The organism is Roseateles sp., assembly GCF_047654805.1.
Classification (GTDB): domain Bacteria; phylum Pseudomonadota; class Gammaproteobacteria; order Burkholderiales; family Burkholderiaceae_C; genus Pelomonas.
Genome location: NZ_JASGIV010000001.1, coordinates 2,982,007 through 2,998,833 on the forward strand (window position 1 = coordinate 2,982,007; position 16,827 = coordinate 2,998,833).

13 protein-coding genes and 1 pseudogene are annotated in these 16,827 nt (G+C 67.1%); 10 read left to right on the plus strand and 4 right to left on the minus strand.

The annotated features are described in order from the left end of the window. Positions 1–99 precede the first annotated feature (99 nt). The 4 genes from QM732_RS13455 to QM732_RS13470 are packed head-to-tail and all read left to right on the plus strand — an operon-like array spanning position 100 to position 4,495. Positions 100–651 carry a hypothetical protein gene (locus tag QM732_RS13455; RefSeq protein ID WP_415656640.1) on the plus strand — a complete coding sequence of 184 codons (552 nt, stop codon included), beginning with the start codon at positions 100–102 and terminating at the stop codon, positions 649–651. 13 nt (positions 652–664) lie between these two features. Then, positions 665–2,548, plus strand: a complete 1,884-nt coding sequence (locus QM732_RS13460) for a protein kinase domain-containing protein (RefSeq protein WP_415656641.1) — start codon at positions 665–667, stop codon at positions 2,546–2,548. A gap of 4 nt (positions 2,549–2,552) precedes the next feature. Further along, positions 2,553–3,638 carry a polysaccharide deacetylase family protein gene (locus tag QM732_RS13465; RefSeq protein ID WP_415656642.1) on the plus strand — a complete coding sequence of 362 codons (1,086 nt, stop codon included), beginning with the start codon at positions 2,553–2,555 and terminating at the stop codon, positions 3,636–3,638. Beyond that, positions 3,635–4,495, plus strand: a complete 861-nt coding sequence (locus QM732_RS13470; RefSeq protein WP_415656643.1) for a hypothetical protein — start codon at positions 3,635–3,637, stop codon at positions 4,493–4,495. The genes QM732_RS13465 and QM732_RS13470 overlap by 4 nt, the downstream gene beginning before the upstream one ends. A 68-nt stretch (positions 4,496–4,563) precedes the next feature. Here QM732_RS13470 and QM732_RS13475 read toward each other — a convergent pair whose 3' ends face one another. Continuing rightward, complete coding sequence (locus QM732_RS13475; protein WP_415656644.1) at positions 4,564–5,382, minus strand: LysM peptidoglycan-binding domain-containing protein; 819 nt, start codon at positions 5,380–5,382, stop codon at positions 4,564–4,566. A gap of 126 nt (positions 5,383–5,508) precedes the next feature. Between QM732_RS13475 and QM732_RS13480 the strand changes: the two genes are divergently transcribed. The 6 genes from QM732_RS13480 to QM732_RS13505 all read left to right on the plus strand — a co-directional run bounded on the left by QM732_RS13480 (position 5,509) and on the right by QM732_RS13505 (position 12,148). Further along, a complete protein-coding gene (locus QM732_RS13480) occupies positions 5,509–6,810 on the plus strand; it encodes a TIGR02270 family protein (protein ID WP_415656645.1) in 1,302 nt (433 codons plus the stop codon). Continuing rightward, positions 6,807–6,968 (plus strand): hypothetical protein, encoded by a 162-nt coding sequence (locus tag QM732_RS13485; RefSeq protein WP_415656646.1) that lies wholly within the window; start codon positions 6,807–6,809, stop codon positions 6,966–6,968. Before QM732_RS13480 ends, QM732_RS13485 begins: the two co-directional genes overlap by 4 nt. Positions 6,969–7,056: 88 nt before the next feature. After that, on the plus strand, positions 7,057–8,625 hold the full coding sequence (gene tagH / locus QM732_RS13490) for a type VI secretion system-associated FHA domain protein TagH (RefSeq protein WP_415656647.1): 1,569 nt from the start codon (positions 7,057–7,059) through the stop codon (positions 8,623–8,625). Positions 8,626–8,712: 87 nt separating this feature from the next. Continuing rightward, positions 8,713–9,516: a PP2C family protein-serine/threonine phosphatase gene (locus QM732_RS13495; protein ID WP_415656648.1), complete on the plus strand. Its 804-nt coding sequence runs from the start codon at positions 8,713–8,715 to the stop codon at positions 9,514–9,516. Between the two features lie 160 nt (positions 9,517–9,676). Continuing rightward, positions 9,677–11,071, plus strand: a complete 1,395-nt coding sequence (locus QM732_RS13500; protein ID WP_415656649.1) for an IS1182 family transposase — start codon at positions 9,677–9,679, stop codon at positions 11,069–11,071. A gap of 348 nt (positions 11,072–11,419) precedes the next feature. Next, complete coding sequence (locus tag QM732_RS13505; protein WP_415656650.1) at positions 11,420–12,148, plus strand: hypothetical protein; 729 nt, start codon at positions 11,420–11,422, stop codon at positions 12,146–12,148. A 313-nt stretch (positions 12,149–12,461) separates the two neighbouring features. On the opposite strand, the gene QM732_RS13510 is transcribed toward QM732_RS13505, so the two are convergent. The 3 genes and pseudogenes from QM732_RS13510 to QM732_RS13520 all read right to left on the minus strand — a co-directional run. Next, positions 12,462–13,841 carry a TAXI family TRAP transporter solute-binding subunit gene (locus tag QM732_RS13510; protein ID WP_415656651.1) on the minus strand — a complete coding sequence of 460 codons (1,380 nt, stop codon included), beginning with the start codon at positions 13,839–13,841 and terminating at the stop codon, positions 12,462–12,464. 229 nt (positions 13,842–14,070) lie between these two features. Next, positions 14,071–16,236 (minus strand): carboxy terminal-processing peptidase, encoded by a 2,166-nt coding sequence (locus QM732_RS13515; protein WP_415656652.1) that lies wholly within the window; start codon positions 16,234–16,236, stop codon positions 14,071–14,073. A 225-nt stretch (positions 16,237–16,461) separates the two neighbouring features. Next, a pseudogene (locus QM732_RS13520) lies at positions 16,462–16,676 on the minus strand (transposase); the annotation flags it as partial. Positions 16,677–16,827 lie beyond the last annotated feature (151 nt).

Below are 16,827 nucleotides of genomic sequence, written 5' to 3' on the forward strand. Positions count from 1 at the left end.
GCCCGGAGGGCCATCACCTGACGACGCCCGCGTGACCTTCGGCCATTGTTGCCCTCGCCGTGCAGAGCCAGCATCGCCGGGCTTTCCGCCACCAGCGCCATGCCCACCGCCGCCAACGCCGACGTCTTCGCCCAGCCTCACTGGCGTGTCATCGCCTGCGGCTTCGACACCGAACGATGGTTCAACGACGGCCAGGCCGTCGGCACCGGCGGGATCGCCAATCCACAGCCCGAGCGGCTGCCCGGCGGCCAGTACTACTACCGTTTCGCCAGCAGCACCGCATCGCGTGAATCGCAGTTGGGCGGCGGCTGGTGGATCGACTTCGAGAGCTTCAACACCATCCGCCGCTTCGCCACCGACAACGACTACAGCTTGCGCGAAGCGGCGCGCTTGATGCTGGCCCTGCCCTATGCCTGGACCCGCGTGGACCGCCTCGTACGCGCACTCCTGCGCGAGCCCCTGCGCGCCTACGCGGGCGCTGGCAAGCCGGCCCAGGGCGCGGACCAGGGCGCCGACCGCGGTACCGCATGGATTCCCACTCAGCATGTGCGCGTGCGCCAACTCTATGTGCCGGGTCTGTTCATTCGCGGTCACAGGCCGCAGCTGTACGAAACCGTGTTCGACCAACCTGTGCAGTTGACAGCGCTCTAGCTCTGAGCCTCGCATGAACTCAAGCGACGACGAGCCAACCCAGCTGATCCCACGCCAGCCCGACGCGCCCCAGGGGAGCGAGGACCGGACTCTCGTGCTGCCGCCCGGCACGCTGCCCAGCGCTGCGCCCGAGGTCGCTGACAGCACCATCCACACCGGCACGCCCGCGACCCTTCACCCTCTGACTTCGCCCTCCACCAGCGGCCTGCCGGGACTGCCGCGAGGCAGCGTGGTCGGAGCTGGCGGCGAGACGGTGCGCCAGGTGGGCCGCTACATGGTGCAGTCGCGCCTGGGCCGCGGCGGCATGGCGACCGTCTACAAGGCGCTCGACCCGTCGATAGGCCGCGCGGTGGCGATCAAGTTCCTGCATGCCTCGCTGGCCGAAGACGAGGAATGCCGAGTGCGCTTTCTGCGCGAGGCGCGCGCCGCTGGCGGCCTATCGCACCCGAACATCGTCATCGTCCATGACGTAGGCGAGATCGAAGGTCGCCCCTACATGGCGATGGAGCTGATCGAAGGCCAACCGCTCTCCGACCTGCTGGACAAGCAGACCCCGTTGGCTGTTCGCGATGCGGTCATCATGGGCATGCAGCTCGCTCGCGCGCTGGGGTATGCGCACGAGCGCGGCATCGTCCACCGCGACATCAAACCCAGCAACATCATGGTGCTGGCCGACGGTAGAACGGTGAAGGTAGCCGACTTTGGCATCGCCCACATGGATGACGGTGCCAACCAGCGCACCCAGGTCGGAGAGGTACTGGGGACACCGCAGTACATGTCACCCGAGCAGACGCGCGGCGAAAAGCTCGACGGCCGCTCCGACCTGTTCTCCGCCGGCGTCGTGCTGTATCAGATGCTGACCGGCAGGCGCCCCTTCGCCGGTGACAACCTGGTAGCGCTAGCCGGCAAGATCGCCAACGACGCACCGGCCCCACTGGCCAAGGCGCGGCCCGACGCACCGGCCTCGCTGCGGCGCGTGGTTGACCGCTGTCTGGCCAAGCGACCCGAGCAGCGCTTCCAGAACGGCAAAGAGCTGGCCGACGCACTCGCCAAGGTGCTGGCCGAAATCGATGAGGCTGCACGCGAGCGCAGCGGGCCGCGCATCGTCTCGCTGCGCGTGCGCTGGGCGCTGGCGATGGCACTGGTCGTCGCCGTAGTGATGGGCATCACCGCGACGGTGGTCGCTCAGCGCCAGTACGCGGCTCTGATGGACCAGGCACTGCAGTACGGCAGCTCGCAAGCCCGCTTCATCGCGCGTCAGTACGCCGACAAGGCGCTCAATGACGAATGGGAGGTCATCGACGTGGCACTGCAGGACATGATGCAGACTCGCGACTTCGAGCGCATCGTCGTCATGGATGCCAATGGCACGACGCGGGCAGCCAGCAACGCGGCGCTGGTCGGCAAGCCCTACAACGTCGCCGGCACGGAACTGCTGAGCCGCTTCGCTGGCGGTGCACATGCGGTGCGCTACCAGGCAAGCGGCGAATCGGTACTGGGCTTCGAGGCGCCCATCACCTTCCAGGACAAGCTGGTCGGCCGCGTCGCCCTGGGCATCGCCGAGAAGCCGCTGACGCAGGTGGCGCGGCTGTCCATCGCCTTGATGGGGCTGTTGCTGCTCGTCACGGTGCTGGCCGTCGCCGTCGCGATGTACTTCCTGATGGACTGGATCGCCAAGCCGGTCAAGCTGGTCAGCGAGTCTATGGCCGAGATCGGCCAGGGCCTTTTCGCCACTCGCATCGCGGAAACACGCAACGACGAGTTCGGCCAACTGTTCTCTGCCTTCGACGCCATGGCAGCCGCGTTGCAGGCTCGGCTGACGCCCGCAGAGCCCGTGGCGGCCATGCCCGCCGATCCGCCCCCCGAGCCGCCCCTCGAGGCGAAGCCCGGCGGCTGACGCCATGCCGCCAGGCAACAGGCCCCGCACGCCGCTTGCCGCATTCGCCGCGGCACTGCTGACTCTGCTCGGCGCATGCAGCACGCCCAACCCGCCGGCCATGCCGCCAGCCCCCCCCCCGACGATCGCGGCACCGGCTGATGCCGGCCCGCAGGGTCAGGTGGTCGGCCGCAGTGAACGCCTGCTGGTCTACGTGCCGCGCGCCGGCGACACGCTGGCCGACATCGCAGTCCGCCACCTCGGAAGCGCCGAGCGTGCTTGGCAGATCGCCGAGGCCAATGGCGACGTCTGGCAGCCCGTGCCGGGCCAGCCGCTGGTGGTGCCGTTGGCCTGGCCCCGCACGCTGGGCGTCGGCAGCGACGGCGTGCAGGCCGTGCCCATCCTCTGCTACCACCGTTTCGGCGGCCCGCCGACCCGCATGAACATAACCGCCGCACGCTTCGAGGCGCAGATGCAGTGGTTGGCGACCCACCAATACCAGGTCGTACGCCTGTCGGACTTTGCGCAGTTCCTGGCCGGCCGACGCGCGCTCCCCAGACGTTCGGTCGTCATCACCATCGATGACGGCTACGAATCTGTCTACCGGCAGGCGTTCCCCGTGCTGCGCAAGTACGGTTTTCCGGCGACGCTGTTCGTCTACAGCGACTTCGTCGGCTCTCGCGATGGCCTGTCTTGGCAGCAGATGGAGGAGATGCAGCGCTCCGGGCTGATCGACGTGCAGGCGCATTCCAAGTCGCACCGCAACCTGGTCGATCGGCTCAGCAGCGAGAACGAGAGCGCGTACCGCCAGCGCATCGACATGGAACTGCGCCAGCCGCGGACGCTTATCGAGAAGAATCTCGGCGCCGCCGGGGCCCGCGTGACGCAATACGCCTACCCCTACGGCGACGCCAACGAGGCCGTGCTCAACGCCATGCGGCGCGATGGCAGCTGGGCCCTGGGGCTGACGGTCGACCCTGGCGGCAACCCCTTCTACGCCGCGCCGCTGCTGCTCAGGCGCACCATGGTCTACGGCGATCAGGATCTCGACGAGTTCCGGGCCCGCGTGCAATTGCGCGCACCGGCGCGACAGGGCGCGGTCGAGCCGTGACAGCGCGCACGCAACGTCGGCGGGGCGTGCCGCCAGCAGGCAGCCTGGCAGTCACTTTGCTGCTGGCGGCCTGCGCCGCGCCCCCACCGCAGACGGCACCGACGCCCGTCGCAGCGCCGCCTGTTGCCGTCCGCGCGCCCAGTCCGGAGGCTGCGCTGGACGCTTTCAGCCGCCGCCATCGCGAGGCGGCTCGGGCCGCGGAGCAGCAGTCCCGCTGGCTTGATGCCGTGTGGGGCTGGGACGTGGTGCTGGCACTGGAGCCCGACGACCGCGAAGCACTGGCACGACGGGCAGCCGCCGCCAGCGCGGCCGACAAGGCGGCCAGCGACAGGTTGCAGCAGGCCCGATCCGCCCAGCAGCGCGGCGACACGGATGCGGCCGTGCAGCTGTACCTCGAGACGTTGGCACATCGCCCCGACGATCCATCGGCCGCCACCGCGCTGCGCGAGATTGAAGCCGCCCGGGCGCCACGGCGCAATGCCGCCGCGGTGGCCGCACGCGCCGCGCCCCGCGCGGTCGCGCGCAACCCCGCCCCCACGCTCCGCAGCACAGCGCCCAGCAGCACCGTCCCCGCCGCCTCCCCCGGCCCACGCAACGAGTTCGAGCATGCCGGACTGCTGGCGCGCCAGGGCGAGTTCGATGCCGCGATCAAGCTGCTCGAACCCCTTGCCTTTGCCCCCGGTGGGGACCGCGAGGCCCGCAGCGCGCTGGCCGACGTGTACTACCGGCAGGCCGCCATGCTGGCCACTAGCGATCCCACGAGCGCGAAGCGGGCCCTGATGCGCTGCCTGCAGCTGGACCCGCGGCACAAGGACGCCGCACTGCTGTGGCGCAAGCTGCGTGACACGGCGCGCTGAAGCTGGACATTGATGCCCCGGCTGCGTCGAGCGCCTCGAACGCAGCAGCCCTCGTTTCTAGATGGCCCTCAGCACTTGCCGTTGAGCTTCTTCAGTGACTGCATCGCGCGTTCGCGCTCGGCCTGGGCGGGGCCGTTGGAGGGGTCGAGCTTGAGTACTTCGTCCCAGTGACGGATCGCGCAGCAGACGTCCTGACGAACCATGCAGACCCGTGCTGCCCGCGACGCCTTGTTGATCGCCGCCTTGGTCTGCTGGGCCTGCGCCCTTGCCTGCACCTCGGGATCAACCGGTGGCGGCACCGGCGTTGCAACTTGCGGTGCCGCAGCTACCGGCGCTGGCGCCGCAGCGGGCGCCGCGAGCGCAGGCCGGGGCTTGCCTGGCAGCTTGATGGACTGCCCAAGCGGCAACTGGCGCGGCACCTTGATGCCGTTGTAGCGTGCCAACCCATAAAAGGCGTCACGCTCGCCGAGTTGCCGCTGCGCAATGACCGCCAGCGTGTCACCAGGCTTCACGACGTAGGAGAAGGAGTCGCGACCGAACAGCACGACCGGGTCTTCCTGGATCTGGCGTTGCAGATACTGCGCCGCTCGGTTGCCCGGGTCGGCACGCAGCACACGGTCCAGCTCGCCCAGCGCCGCTTCTTCATGCCCCTGGTCGAGCAGGTTGCGCACGCTCTCCAGAGCGGCGCGCACCTCCTCGGCCGACATCGGCACCGCGGGAGCTGGCGCCGGCGCCGCCTCGGGGGCAGGCGCGGACGCCGGTACCGCTGCGACGACCGGCGCCGCCGGCCGTCCCGCCGCGGCCGGTGGGCGGACTTCCGCACAGGCACTCAACAGCGCCACACCAAGGGTGACGGCAAGCCGAGCCTCTTTGCACACGGTTTTCACGCCACGCATTCTGCCGAGCACCGGGCCGGCACGCGAGGGTCACATTGGCGGAACGGATATGACTTTGGGCGCTGGCCGCGCACCGGCCAGGCGGCTAGCTTCGCCGAGCCATCTGTCGCCCGCTCCGTGCCCGCCCTACCCCACCCCAATGCCGCCCAGCACGTGATCCCGGTCGTCGTGCAGCAGCATGCCGAGGAGTCGGCCATGCTGCGCCACGTCCGCAGCGCCATGGTGCGTGCGCCGCATGTGCGGCTGCTGGAGCTGGGCCGGCTCGACGAGCGCATCACCGCCCACCTGGACGGCCTGTGCGTGGCCGGCGCCTACGGCACCGAGCGCTGCGTCTCGGCGCTGGAAACGCCCGGCCCGGGCGAGGTGTTCGCGCTGGCGGTACGCGCGCTCGAAGGCCGCGACAACCGCGCCTGGCATCACGTGCTCGCGCTAACGTCGGCGCTGCCGGCAGCTCGGCGTGGCGCTGCCTCGGCACTGGGTTGGGTGTCTCCTTCCACGCTGCAAGGCGTCGTTCGCGAGCTGCTCGGGGCGCGCTCCACCCACGAGCGCGAGCTGGGCCTGACGGCTTGCCGCATGCACGGCGTGGACCCGGGTGGGGCGCTACAGGCCGCGCTGGGCGATGCCGATGCCAACCTGCGCGCCGCCGCGCTGCGCTGCGCCGGCGAGTTGGGCCGCCTCGGTCTGCTGGATGCCGCACGCGCCGCCATCACCGACGATCAGCCTGACGTCGTGTTCTGGGCCGCCTGGGCAGCCTGCCTGCTCGGTGATCGCCATGTGTCGTTGCAGGTACTGGGCGCTGCAGCGCAGCAACCTTCGCCGTTGGCGCCGCGCGCCCTGGCTCTCGCGCTGCTGGCCAGCCCATTCGAGCAGGCTCGCGAGCTGGCACGTCGCCTGTCCGCGCCCCACGGGCCGGCGCGCGCCCGGCGTGCGTTGCGCGTGATCGGCCTGCTGGGCGACGCGCGCTTCCTGCCCTGGCTGATCGAGAACATGCAGGAGCCGGCGACGATGCGGCTGGCCGGCGAATCCTTCAGCTGGATCACCGGCGCCGACCTCGTTCGACAGGGGCTGGAGACATTGACGCCGCCGCAGCTGCCAGAGCACCCCAGCGACGATCCCGAGGACGACGACGTATCGCTCGACGAGGACGACAGCCTGCCCTGGCCCGATGCTGCCCGGCTGCGCGCCTGGTGGCAGGAGCAGGCCAGCCTGCAGACTGCTGCGGCGGCCGGAACGCGACTTTTCGCCGGCTCACCCTGTGGTTTGGCAGTTGCCGAAGAAGTACTGCGCGAGGGCACGCAGCGCATGCGCGCGCTGGCGGCGCTGTGGCGCTGCGTGCTGCAACCGGGTCAGGCGCTGTTCCAGATCGCCGCGCCCGCACGGCGCCAACGCCGCCGGCTCCCGGCAACCAACGTGCCATGAACCCGGCCTGGCTGTTCCCGTTGTTGGCGCTGGCCTTCGCGGCCGCAGCCTTGCTGAAGCGCTGGCACAGCGGTGCATGGCGCGGCGCCGCCTCCACCTGGTTGCTGATGGCGCTGATCTTCGGTGGCATCGGCCTCTGGCTGAACCGCGGCGCGTGACTTTGGTTCGTTGCCGCTGGCCGGCAGCAGCGCCAGCATGCGGCGCGGTGCCGGCCCCTGGCGCCACCCGCCAAGGCACAAACCCCTCATGTCAATCACGCTCGTCGCTGTCTCGCTCAACGAGCAGCCGCTCTCGCAGCCGATCACGGCCAGCTTTGACGCGCGCGGTGGCACCATCGGCCGCGCCGACCACAACACCATGGCACTGCCTGACCCCGAGCGCCACATCTCGCGCCGTCAGGCGGAGGTCGTACCCGCTCAGCGTGGCTACCTGATCCGCAACGTCGGCGGTGCAAATCCCATCGTCGTCTCTGGCCGCACGCTGGCTCAGGGCGAATCCGCGCCGCTGGGGCTGGACGACATGGTCCGCATCGGTGGCTACCTGCTCAAAGTGCAGGCCGGTGCCGAGCTCGACCCTTCGACGGTGGTGTTGCCGCCGGTGCTCGGCCATCCGATCTCGCCGCGTGCACCCGCTGCTCAGCCTACAACCGCAGGAAGCAACCCCTTCGCCGACCTGCTCCCGCCCACTACCAGCCCCGGCCGCTCGCGCGCCCCCTTCGCCGACCTGATGCCGCCCCCGGCAGGCCTGGCGCCCCAACCACCCGCCTTCTCAGCACCAGCGCAAGCCACGCGGCCGCTGCTGCCTGACGACTTCGACCCCTTCGCGCCCACACCGCCACCACAGCGGCGCCCCGACATGCCCGCGGCGGCCCCGCACGACCCCTTCGCCGGCCTGCTGCCAGGCAGCGCGGGGGGCAGCATCGACGACCTCATCAACGCGCAGCGTCAGGCAGCCCCAGCCGGAACGGACCCACTGGCCGACTTCATGGCCGGCCTCGGCGCTCCACCCTCCATCGCAGGCACAGGAGAGCTGCCGGTCGATCCCCTGGCGCTGTTCGGCGCCGCTGCACCGCTCCCCACGGCGGGCGCACCGCAACCGGACGACTTGCCTGCGATCCATGCCCCATTCGCGCTGCCGCGGGTCGCGGCGCCATTGCCGGCTCCTGCCCCCCTGACCCAGCCCGCCCCGGCGCCGGCGAGTGCCAACCCGGCCGACACTGCCGCGCTATGGAGCGCCTTCTGCGACGGCGCAGGCATCGAGCTGCCGCTAGCGCCCGCCGAGGCTGCCGAGCGCATGCAACTCGTCGGCCGGCTGCTGCGCAGCGCCATAGACGGTAGCCTGCAGCTGATGCAGGTGCGCGCCAGCACCAAGCACGAGCTGCGCGCCGAAGTCACCGTGATCCGGCAGCGCGACAACAACCCGCTGAAGTTCTCGCCCGACGGCAAATCAGGGCTGGAGCAGCTGCTGCAACCACCACTGCGCGGCTTCCTACCCGGCCCGGCTGCGATGGACGACGCGATGCAGGATCTCGTTGGCCACGCCATTGGCACCGTGGCCGGCATGCGCGCGGCGGTAGAAGGCATGCTCAGCCGCTTCGCACCCGATGCACTGGAAACGAAGCTCGTCGGTGGCTCCATGCTCGACAACCTGCTACCCATGAACCGCAAGGCGCGGCTGTGGGACTTGTACGTGCAGCGCCACCGCGCCATCCTCGAAGAAGCGCAGGAGGACTTCCACACGCTGTTTGGCCGGGCCTTCCTCGCGGCCTACGACCAGCAGGTGGAGCGCCTGAGGCGCGAGCACAAGGCCCCTTGAGGGCACTGCAATGAGCGTCGCCACGAGTCATTCCAAGCAAGCTCGCTCCCGCGTGTCGGGAGAGCCCGTAGGGCTGGAGGCGCAACCGTGAGCGGTCGCATCCGTCTGGCCTGCTGTAGCGAGCAGGGGGCGCGCACCTACAACGAAGACACGCTCGCCCATGGCGCGGCGCGCTACGGCCACTACGCAGTACTGGCCGACGGCGCCGGCGGCCATCGCCGCGGTGGCGAAGCCTCGCTGCGGGCCGTGGCCTGCCTGGAACGCCTGCTACGCGACGACACCGTTGCCTTCTCGCCGGCCAACCTGACGCAGATCGTGCGGCTCGCACACTCCGAGCTGCTGCACCACCAGGGCTCCGACAGTCCCGAGGCGCGCATGCATTCCACCGTTGTCGCACTCTGGATCTCCGATGACGAACGCCATGCACTGTGGACCCATGTCGGCGACTCGCGCCTGTACCGGCTGCGCCGCGGTCGCGTGGACATCGTCACCACCGATGACAGTGTCGTGCAACAGATGCTGCTGGCCGGTCTCATCAGCGCCGAGCAGGTACGCAGCCATCCGCAGAAGAATCAGTTGCTGGCGGCGCTGGGCATGGAAGGCGACATCGAGCCTCACACGGTGGCACGGCCGGTCGAACTGCAGGACGGCGACGCCTTCCTTCTGTGCAGCGACGGCTGGTGGGAGGGTTTCAGCGACGACGATCTAGCTGCCAGCCTGGAACGCGCCCTTGCGCCGCAGGACTGGCTGGCCGACATGCGCAGTCAGATCGCAGCCCGCGCCAAGCCGCGCCAGGACAACTACAGCGCCATCGCAGTCTGGGTGGGAGACCCGGGCGAGATCCCCCTATACGGCGATGAGGACACGCGGCCACGCCTACCCTCGACCTGAGCGGAGCCACCGCCCTAACCGGGCGTCTCACCCAGCCCCAGCGCGGCGCTCCGATGCAGCGCGCTCATGGTCGGGTTCAGGCTGATTCTGTTGAAAAACCCGATGGCAATCTGAGCCTGCTGACCTAAGTTCTTGCATCGCGGCGGCGGAGGGCAAGCAGATGATGGGTCAGAGCGGCGGCACGCAGGACAGACTCTTCTACAGCTTCAACCTCGACGACCATATACCGCACGACCATCTGCTCAGGGGTATAGACCGCTACTTCGACCTCGGCGACCTTCGCCAACAGCTCGCCCCGTTCTACAGCCACACCGGCCGCCCCTCGATTGATCCGGAGCTGATGATCAGGATGCTGCTCATTGGCTACTGCTTCGGCATTCGATCCGAGCGCAAGCTGTGCGAGGAAGTGCACTTGAACCTGGCCTATCGCTGGTTCTGCCGGCTTGACCTTGAAGACCCGATTCCCGATCACTCGACCTTCTCGAAGAACCGTCACGGGCGCTTCCGTCAGAGCGACGCCTTCCGCTTGGTATTCGAGAGCGTTTTGCGCCGCTGCATGTATGAGGGCCTGGTGCGCGGCGAGGGGTTTGCCGTGGACGCCAGCGTGATCAAGGCCGATGCCAGTCGTGCCCGTGGCGTGCCTGGCGCCGAGGCAATGAAGTGGCGCGATGACGGCACCAGCACACGCGCCGTGCGCGAGTACATCGAGGCGCTGCAGGCCGCGAATCCTGCCACCGACGATGAGCCATCGCCGCCACTTCCACCCAAGAAGGTCTCATTGACGGATCCCGCCGCGCAATGGACGGCCGCGCCTGCTGGCCCAGCGTTCTTCGCGTACTCGACCAACTACCTCATCGATCTGGCGGCGGGCGTCATCGTGGACGTCGAGGCCACGCCTGCGCTTCGACCTCATGAGCTGAAGGCAACGAAGGCCATGGTCGACCGCGTCGAGCGCCGCTTCGGCCTCAAGCCAAGGCGATTGGTGGGAGACATGGCCTATGGCATCGCACCGATGCTCAGCTGGATGGTCAAGGACAAGGGCATCGAGCCGCATGTGCCTGTGTGGGACAAGACCGGTCGCAAGGATGGAACGCTCTCCAGTTCGGAGTTCCAGTGGATCGCCCAGCGCAACGAGTACCTCTGCCCAGAGGGTCATGAGCTTCGCTGCGACCGGCGCACTTTCACGGTGGAGCGCGACCGAGTGACCAAGGCGGACACCGTGATCTACAGGGCAAGCCAACATGACTGCGCACAGTGCCCTCGCAAGCAGCAGTGCTGTCCAAACACGCCGATGCGCAAGATTGCGCGCAGCGTCCATGAAGATGCACGCGATGTCGCCCGTCAATTGACGGACACGCCGAAGTACCGTCAGTCCCGCAGAGAGCGCAAGAAGGTCGAGATGCTGTTCGCCCACCTCAAGCGGATCCTCAAGCTCGACCGACTACGGCTGCGAGGGCTTACAGGGGCACGCGATGAGTTCTTGCTGGCCGCCACGGTTCAGAACCTGCGGCGAATGGTCAAGCGACTGGGAAGTCAGGATTCGGTACCGGCCTGAAGGGCCGGACGGGGCCGCCTCGGTCTCAACATCACCACGCTCCAGCGTCTCGGGCGTCCTCGGCATGGTCTCGGCGCCGCGGATCAAACGAGTTCTTCAACAGAATCGGCTGGGTGCCGTCATTGGTAGTTTGCGTCCGAGAGTCGGCAAAGTGCCATAAAGCCGCAGCTTGAGATCGGCCACAAGCGGCCTCGCAGCGGAAGCGGCCAACTCGGGGTGGGTGTCCCGTCACTTCCGTCGGGGCCGCCAAGCGCAGAAACCGATGAAACGTCGTTTGGGTGGGATGAGCTGCATCACGCTGGCGAAACCGGGCACTACGCTTTGATCCCTTTCTGCATTGGAGCCGTTTTGAGCCGAACCCGAAGCTTTCTCGCCGGCATGACTGCCTGCGCCACAATCCTCGCCGCCGTCACGCTTCTGACGGGCGCCAAGGCGCCGCCGACCAAGTTCGAAGAGATCGACGTTGGCCGCATCAACATCCGGGAGCCCGATGGCCAACTGCGCATGGTCATCTCCAACCGCGAGCAGTTCCCCGGCACACCGTGGAAGGGTGCCGAACAGCCAAGACCCGATCGACGCACCATGGCGGGCATGCTCTTCATCAACGATGAAGGCACGGAGAACGGCGGGCTGATCCAGAAGGGAGCCATCGGTGCAGACGGCAAGGTGAATGCCGGCCTCAGCCTGACATTCGACCGTTTCCGGACAGACCAGGTGCTCCAACTGCTTCATGCTGAACAGGATGGGCGTGTACGCACCGAGTTCGCGATCAACGACGAAGCGGATCCGCTCAAGCTGGATCTGCCGCAACGCAAGGAATTGATGCGCGAGATCTCGACCCGGCCGATCGAGGAGCGCCGTGCCGAGATGGCAAAGCTGCGGGCAGAGGGCTTGCTGCCGCAGAACCGAGTGCGCATCGGGACGACGGCCGACCGCGCATCAGCCTTGCAATTGAGCGATGCACAGGGTCGGCCTCGGCTGTTGCTGCTCGTCACTGCGGATGGCAAGCCGAGCATTCAGATGCTCGATGACAAGGGCCAGGTCGCGCGGACGATCTCGCTTGATACAGCGCTGTAGGCTGACTAGTGGCTGCCTGGCGGGTAGCGGCTTCTTTTAGCAGAGTCAGTTTCGGCTTTGTGCACATTGCTGCCGTACGGACGTTGGCCGCGACCGGCAGCAACCGCCGGCGGAGCTGTCGGTCGCAACGGAGTGTCGGCAGCAAACTGAATCGGATTTCCGGAAAAACCAAGGCATCTACGACCGTCCAACAGCACTTTCTCGCCGGCCTGTCCGCAACAAACACACTCCACCGCCTGAGAGACTCGCGCTTGCCCGGAATCGAACTGGATGGCGAGATGGGAAAGCAGAGCGCGCCGCCACGCTTCGTTGATCAGTCAGTCCGCCCACCTGTTGTCTGTGACCGCTGCGCCAGCAGGCGCTTGCGCACCGCGTAGATGTTGTTGCGCAGCGCGTAAAGCTCTTCGGCGTAGGACAGCGGCACCGCAATGCGGTGTGTGACCCGGTCCAACTCGTCCAGCTCGTCCAGCAAAGCGTCGCGTTCGCCTGTGCCGGCTTCCAACCTTGCTTCCACCTCACGCAGCCGCGCATACCAGCGGAACACGCGCGAGCGCACGCGAAAGGTGTAGAGCGGCGGCACGACACGTGACAGCGGCAGCATCAGCACCAACAAGCCGCCAACCACCAGCCACATGCGTTCCAGCAGATTGCCGGCCCAGAAGGGCAGGTAGCGTGCCCAGCCCGGCGGCGTGCCATTGATCGCGCGGTCGCCCTCGGCGCTGACCGGCAGCTCGCTGGTGCGGGTGTTGGGAAAGTCGCGCGCGCCATTGAACCAGCCGGCCTCGCTGTGCTGGCTCAAGGCCGCCTGTGCGAACAACTGGCGCAGCGCGGGGTGCGTCTGCTCGCGCGCCAGCAATGCGGTGGTGGTGGCGAGCAGCGGCACGTCGTGGGGCGGGAAATCCGCCGCCAAATCCACCACGCCGCGCGGCAGCCTCACAGTGGACAGGAACGGCAGGTGGCGCGAATAGGCCTCGTTTTGCTCGAAGGCCATCAGCGCAATCGTGGGGTCGCGCAGCAGCGTTCGAATCAAGCCTGCCTGTGGCGCCGAGATCAGTACCGCGGCGTCCAGCCTGCCCTGGCGCAGGGCCGCGCCGGCGGCGTCGGGAGCCAGATTGAACAGCCGCAGATCGGTCGGCTTCAGCTGATTCAGCGCCAACAGCTTTTCAACAATTTGCGGCACACCACTCCCGTCCTGATCCACGTTGACTCGCAAGCCGCGCAGCTGGGCCAGGCCCTGCAGCTCGCCGCCGGGCTGACGACGCGCGATGCCCAGATCGCGGCGATAGAAGATCCAGATCGGCTCGTAGAACAGGCTGCCCAGCGAGACGATGCCGGCCTCGGTATCGGCCGCAGGATCGGCCATGCCGCCGCGTACGAAGCCCACATCTGCCGTACCCGCACGCAGATGGGCCAGATCGTCCTGCGCACCTTCACTGGCAATCAGTTCCACCCGGATGCGCTCTCGCGCCAGCACCTTCGCGTAGCCCTCACCGAATCCGGCGTAGGCACTTCCGGCCGGACCAGTGGCCAGCCTCACCTGGCGCGGTGGCTGTGGATCCAGCCACCAGTAGGCCGCTACCAGCAGGCCTCCGCCTAGCAGCAGCAGAGGGCCTATCGAGACCATCATGTCGCGCAGCGTCTGCAGCAACAGGCGTAGGCTGCGGGCGGCACGCCATTGCTGAATCGGGCTCATGGTGTGCCGTCCTGAGCGTGCAAGGTCTGGAGCTGCGTGTTGCTGCTTCGCTCACACTCCTGAGCACCTGCATCAACAGTGGCCGCAAGGGTGAGCATGATCGTGATGCCGAGGCATCGCATGGACTGGGCCTTTGCCGGTGGAGAACGGCTCATCGTATTCGAGGCGTAATGGCCGGACTGTTCCGCCTGCCTTCGCTGGACCGGCCGTACACCAGGGGCGGGCGGCCCTATGGTTTCGATGCCTCTGTCGGAAGGGACGTGACCACGACCGGACGGGTCGACAACGCGCTCGCGGCCAATTGCGACTTGCCCTCCTTCAACGCCACGCTGTCGGACAGGATGCTGACCGCCTCATTCAAGAGGACATCGTTGACGGATTTCCTTGTCTTCTCCAGGGCAAGATCCTTGCTCAACTTGCGTTCGTTGAACTGCAAGCCATCGTCTGCCAACTCCCCCCCGGCAGCCGCGCCCTCGGTGCCCAACATGGCTGTCAGGCGGGCTTCCATTGCGGCCCGCTCCTTGCGCCGTACCGTTTCGTTGAGTGAAATCACATTGGCCTTGCGCCGCTCTCGTGCCTTGGCAATGTCCTCCAGCAGACCTTGGTATTCATGGTCGCGCTGAACGCGGCTCTCATGCCACGCCAGTAAGCGCGGAAGCTGCGCCGTGATGTCACCCACAGCGGCATAGTCGGCCGCCTTGACATGGGCCCACGGCAAGGCGTTTTCGTAGCTCGATTCACCGAACAAGGTGGCGTTGTCGCTTTGCAAGTAGCCGATGTCCGGTGTCACGCCGCGCAATTGCGTTGTGCTGCCGTTCACGCGGAAGAATTGCGCCACAGTCATCTTCAACTCGCCATAGGTCGGACTGACATTGCGAGCGACCTGATCGAGGCTGGCCACGGTCTGGACCGTTCCTTTGCCAAAGCTCTGCTCGCCGATGATCAGGCCGCGACCGTAGTCTTGGATCGCTGCCGCGAAGATTTCCGACGCTGACGCGGAGGCCCTGTTGATCAGCACGCCCATCGGCCCACCCCATGCCAAGTCGGTGCTGACGTTTTCCCCAACGCTGACCTCCCCTTTGGCATTGCGCGTCTGAACCACCGGCACCTTCCCGACGAACAGGCCCGTCAGACCGATGGCCTCCCGCAGAGAACCACCGCCGTTATTGCGCAGATCCATCAAGACTGCGTCGACTTTCTGGGCCTTCAGATCCACCAGCAGCTTGGCCACGTCGCCGCCTGCGCTCCGGTATTCCTTGTCGCCCTTGCGAAGGGCATCAACATCCTCGTAGAACGAAGGCAAGGTGATCACGCCGATCAAGCGCTTGCCCTCACCCGTCGTCACTGAATAGACCTTGGCCTTGGCGGCGCTGTCCTGGATCTTGATCGTGTTGCGGACCAGGACGACCGTCTTGCTCGGCGCATCGGGCCCCTTGTCGGCGGGCAGGACATCCAGGCGCACCGTCGACCCGACTGCGCCACGAATCAGAGCCACCGTGTCGTCCAGACGCCAGCCGACGACGTCGTCCATCGCGCGGGTCGCGCCTTGCGCGACGCCCACGATACGGTCTCCCACCTGCAGTTGCCCAGAGAGGCTTGCTGGCCCACCCGCGACCAGTTCGCGGATAGTGGCGTAACCATCGATGTCGGTCAAAACGGCGCCAATGCCTGCCAGCGACAGCCGCATTGCGATGTCGAAGTTGGCTGCTGCGCGCGGGCCCAGGTAGTTGGTATGGGGCTCGATCGCCATCGTGTAGGCATTCATGAACGCTTCGAAGGCGTCCGCGCCCGTGATCTTGCCCAGGCGCTTGGAGGCGCTGTCGTAGCGCTTGTCGAGGACTTTCGCGATGGCCTCGTCGTCCTGACCTGCGAGCTTGAGTCGTAGCCAATCGTTCTTCACACGCTTGCGCCACAGGTCACGCGCGTCTGCCTCAGTCGCAGGCCAAGCCTGGTCCTTGCGATCGATCATCAGCGTCTCGTCGCTGGCGAAATCGAACCCCTCGCGCAGCAAGCTGCGGGCATAGGCCATTCGCTCAACGACCCGGCGTTCGTACAAGTTGAAAATCTCGAACGGCGCGCGCAGATCCTCACTCAGGATCGCGTCGTCAAGCCGGGACCTTTCGACGCCAATGCGGTCGATGTCGGATTGCAGAAAGTAGCTCTTCTCGGGGTCGAGCGCTCTCAGGTACTGGTCGAATACCTTGCTCGACAACGCATCGTCGAGCGGGACGGCCTTGTAGTGATACCGTGAAAGCAGTTCTGCGGCCAGGCGGGCGGCCTTGGCTTCCTGAACCGCCGGCTTAAGTAGGGGTGGGTAAGCAAGCTCCGAATCCGCCGCGGCGCCTTGCGCCGCGACCACCAGGGCCAGAAAAAACCCAATCAGTTGTTGTTTCAATCTCGCTCCACCGCGGGTGAACAGAAAACCTGTCTGTGGCAAGTCGCATTTCGAGTCCATGATCGTCGCACGTCAACGACGACGCTGCCGCCGCCGCGTCGGTGTGCAAGGCCACGAAGATGTCGAGCGCTTGGCGCGACAGAAGCCTACGTGCGGGTTGCGCCCAGGCCAGAAGAGCTGCCGATGCCTGAAAAGCCGCATGAGATCAGCTGACTCTGTTGAAATTCAAGTGGGCTGCCGGGCGTGAGGGTTGATCGCGCGGATATCGAGCTTGCCCGCGATCAGGAAGATTACGGTCCTGAGGGTCGATATCCTCACGAAACCCCGAACGCGACGCTTGGGGGCTGGAGCAGCCCGTTGATGGTCTCGAGGAATCCGTTGGTCTGGCGAGTCTGCGTCCACGACAGGATGCCCTCCAGGTGACGGCACACCAGGCCTGCACCGTGGCGCCGCGGCACGGAGAGGATCGGCAGTATCGACCGCACCAGCGTGCAATGTCGCGGACAGGAACGCTCTTTCGCATCGATTGCGTGGGCTCCGCCATGCGCGCCTCTTTGAACCACTGGGCGGCGAATTCACCAAACGTCTGCG

What these genes read in the sequence shown, in the direction of transcription:
- QM732_RS13500 (WP_415656649.1), top strand. Translation starts at nt 9,677, where the DNA reads ATGATGGGTCAGAGCGGCGGCACGCAGGACAGACTCTTCTACAGCTTC.
- QM732_RS13455 (WP_415656640.1), top strand. Translation starts at nt 100, where the DNA reads ATGCCCACCGCCGCCAACGCCGACGTCTTCGCCCAGCCTCACTGGCGT.
- tagH (WP_415656647.1), top strand. Translation starts at nt 7,057, where the DNA reads ATGTCAATCACGCTCGTCGCTGTCTCGCTCAACGAGCAGCCGCTCTCG.
- QM732_RS13460 (WP_415656641.1), top strand. Translation starts at nt 665, where the DNA reads ATGAACTCAAGCGACGACGAGCCAACCCAGCTGATCCCACGCCAGCCC.
- QM732_RS13510 (WP_415656651.1), bottom strand. Translation starts at nt 13,841, where the DNA reads ATGAGCCCGATTCAGCAATGGCGTGCCGCCCGCAGCCTACGCCTGTTG.
- QM732_RS13465 (WP_415656642.1), top strand. Translation starts at nt 2,553, where the DNA reads ATGCCGCCAGGCAACAGGCCCCGCACGCCGCTTGCCGCATTCGCCGCG.
- QM732_RS13485 (WP_415656646.1), top strand. Translation starts at nt 6,807, where the DNA reads ATGAACCCGGCCTGGCTGTTCCCGTTGTTGGCGCTGGCCTTCGCGGCC.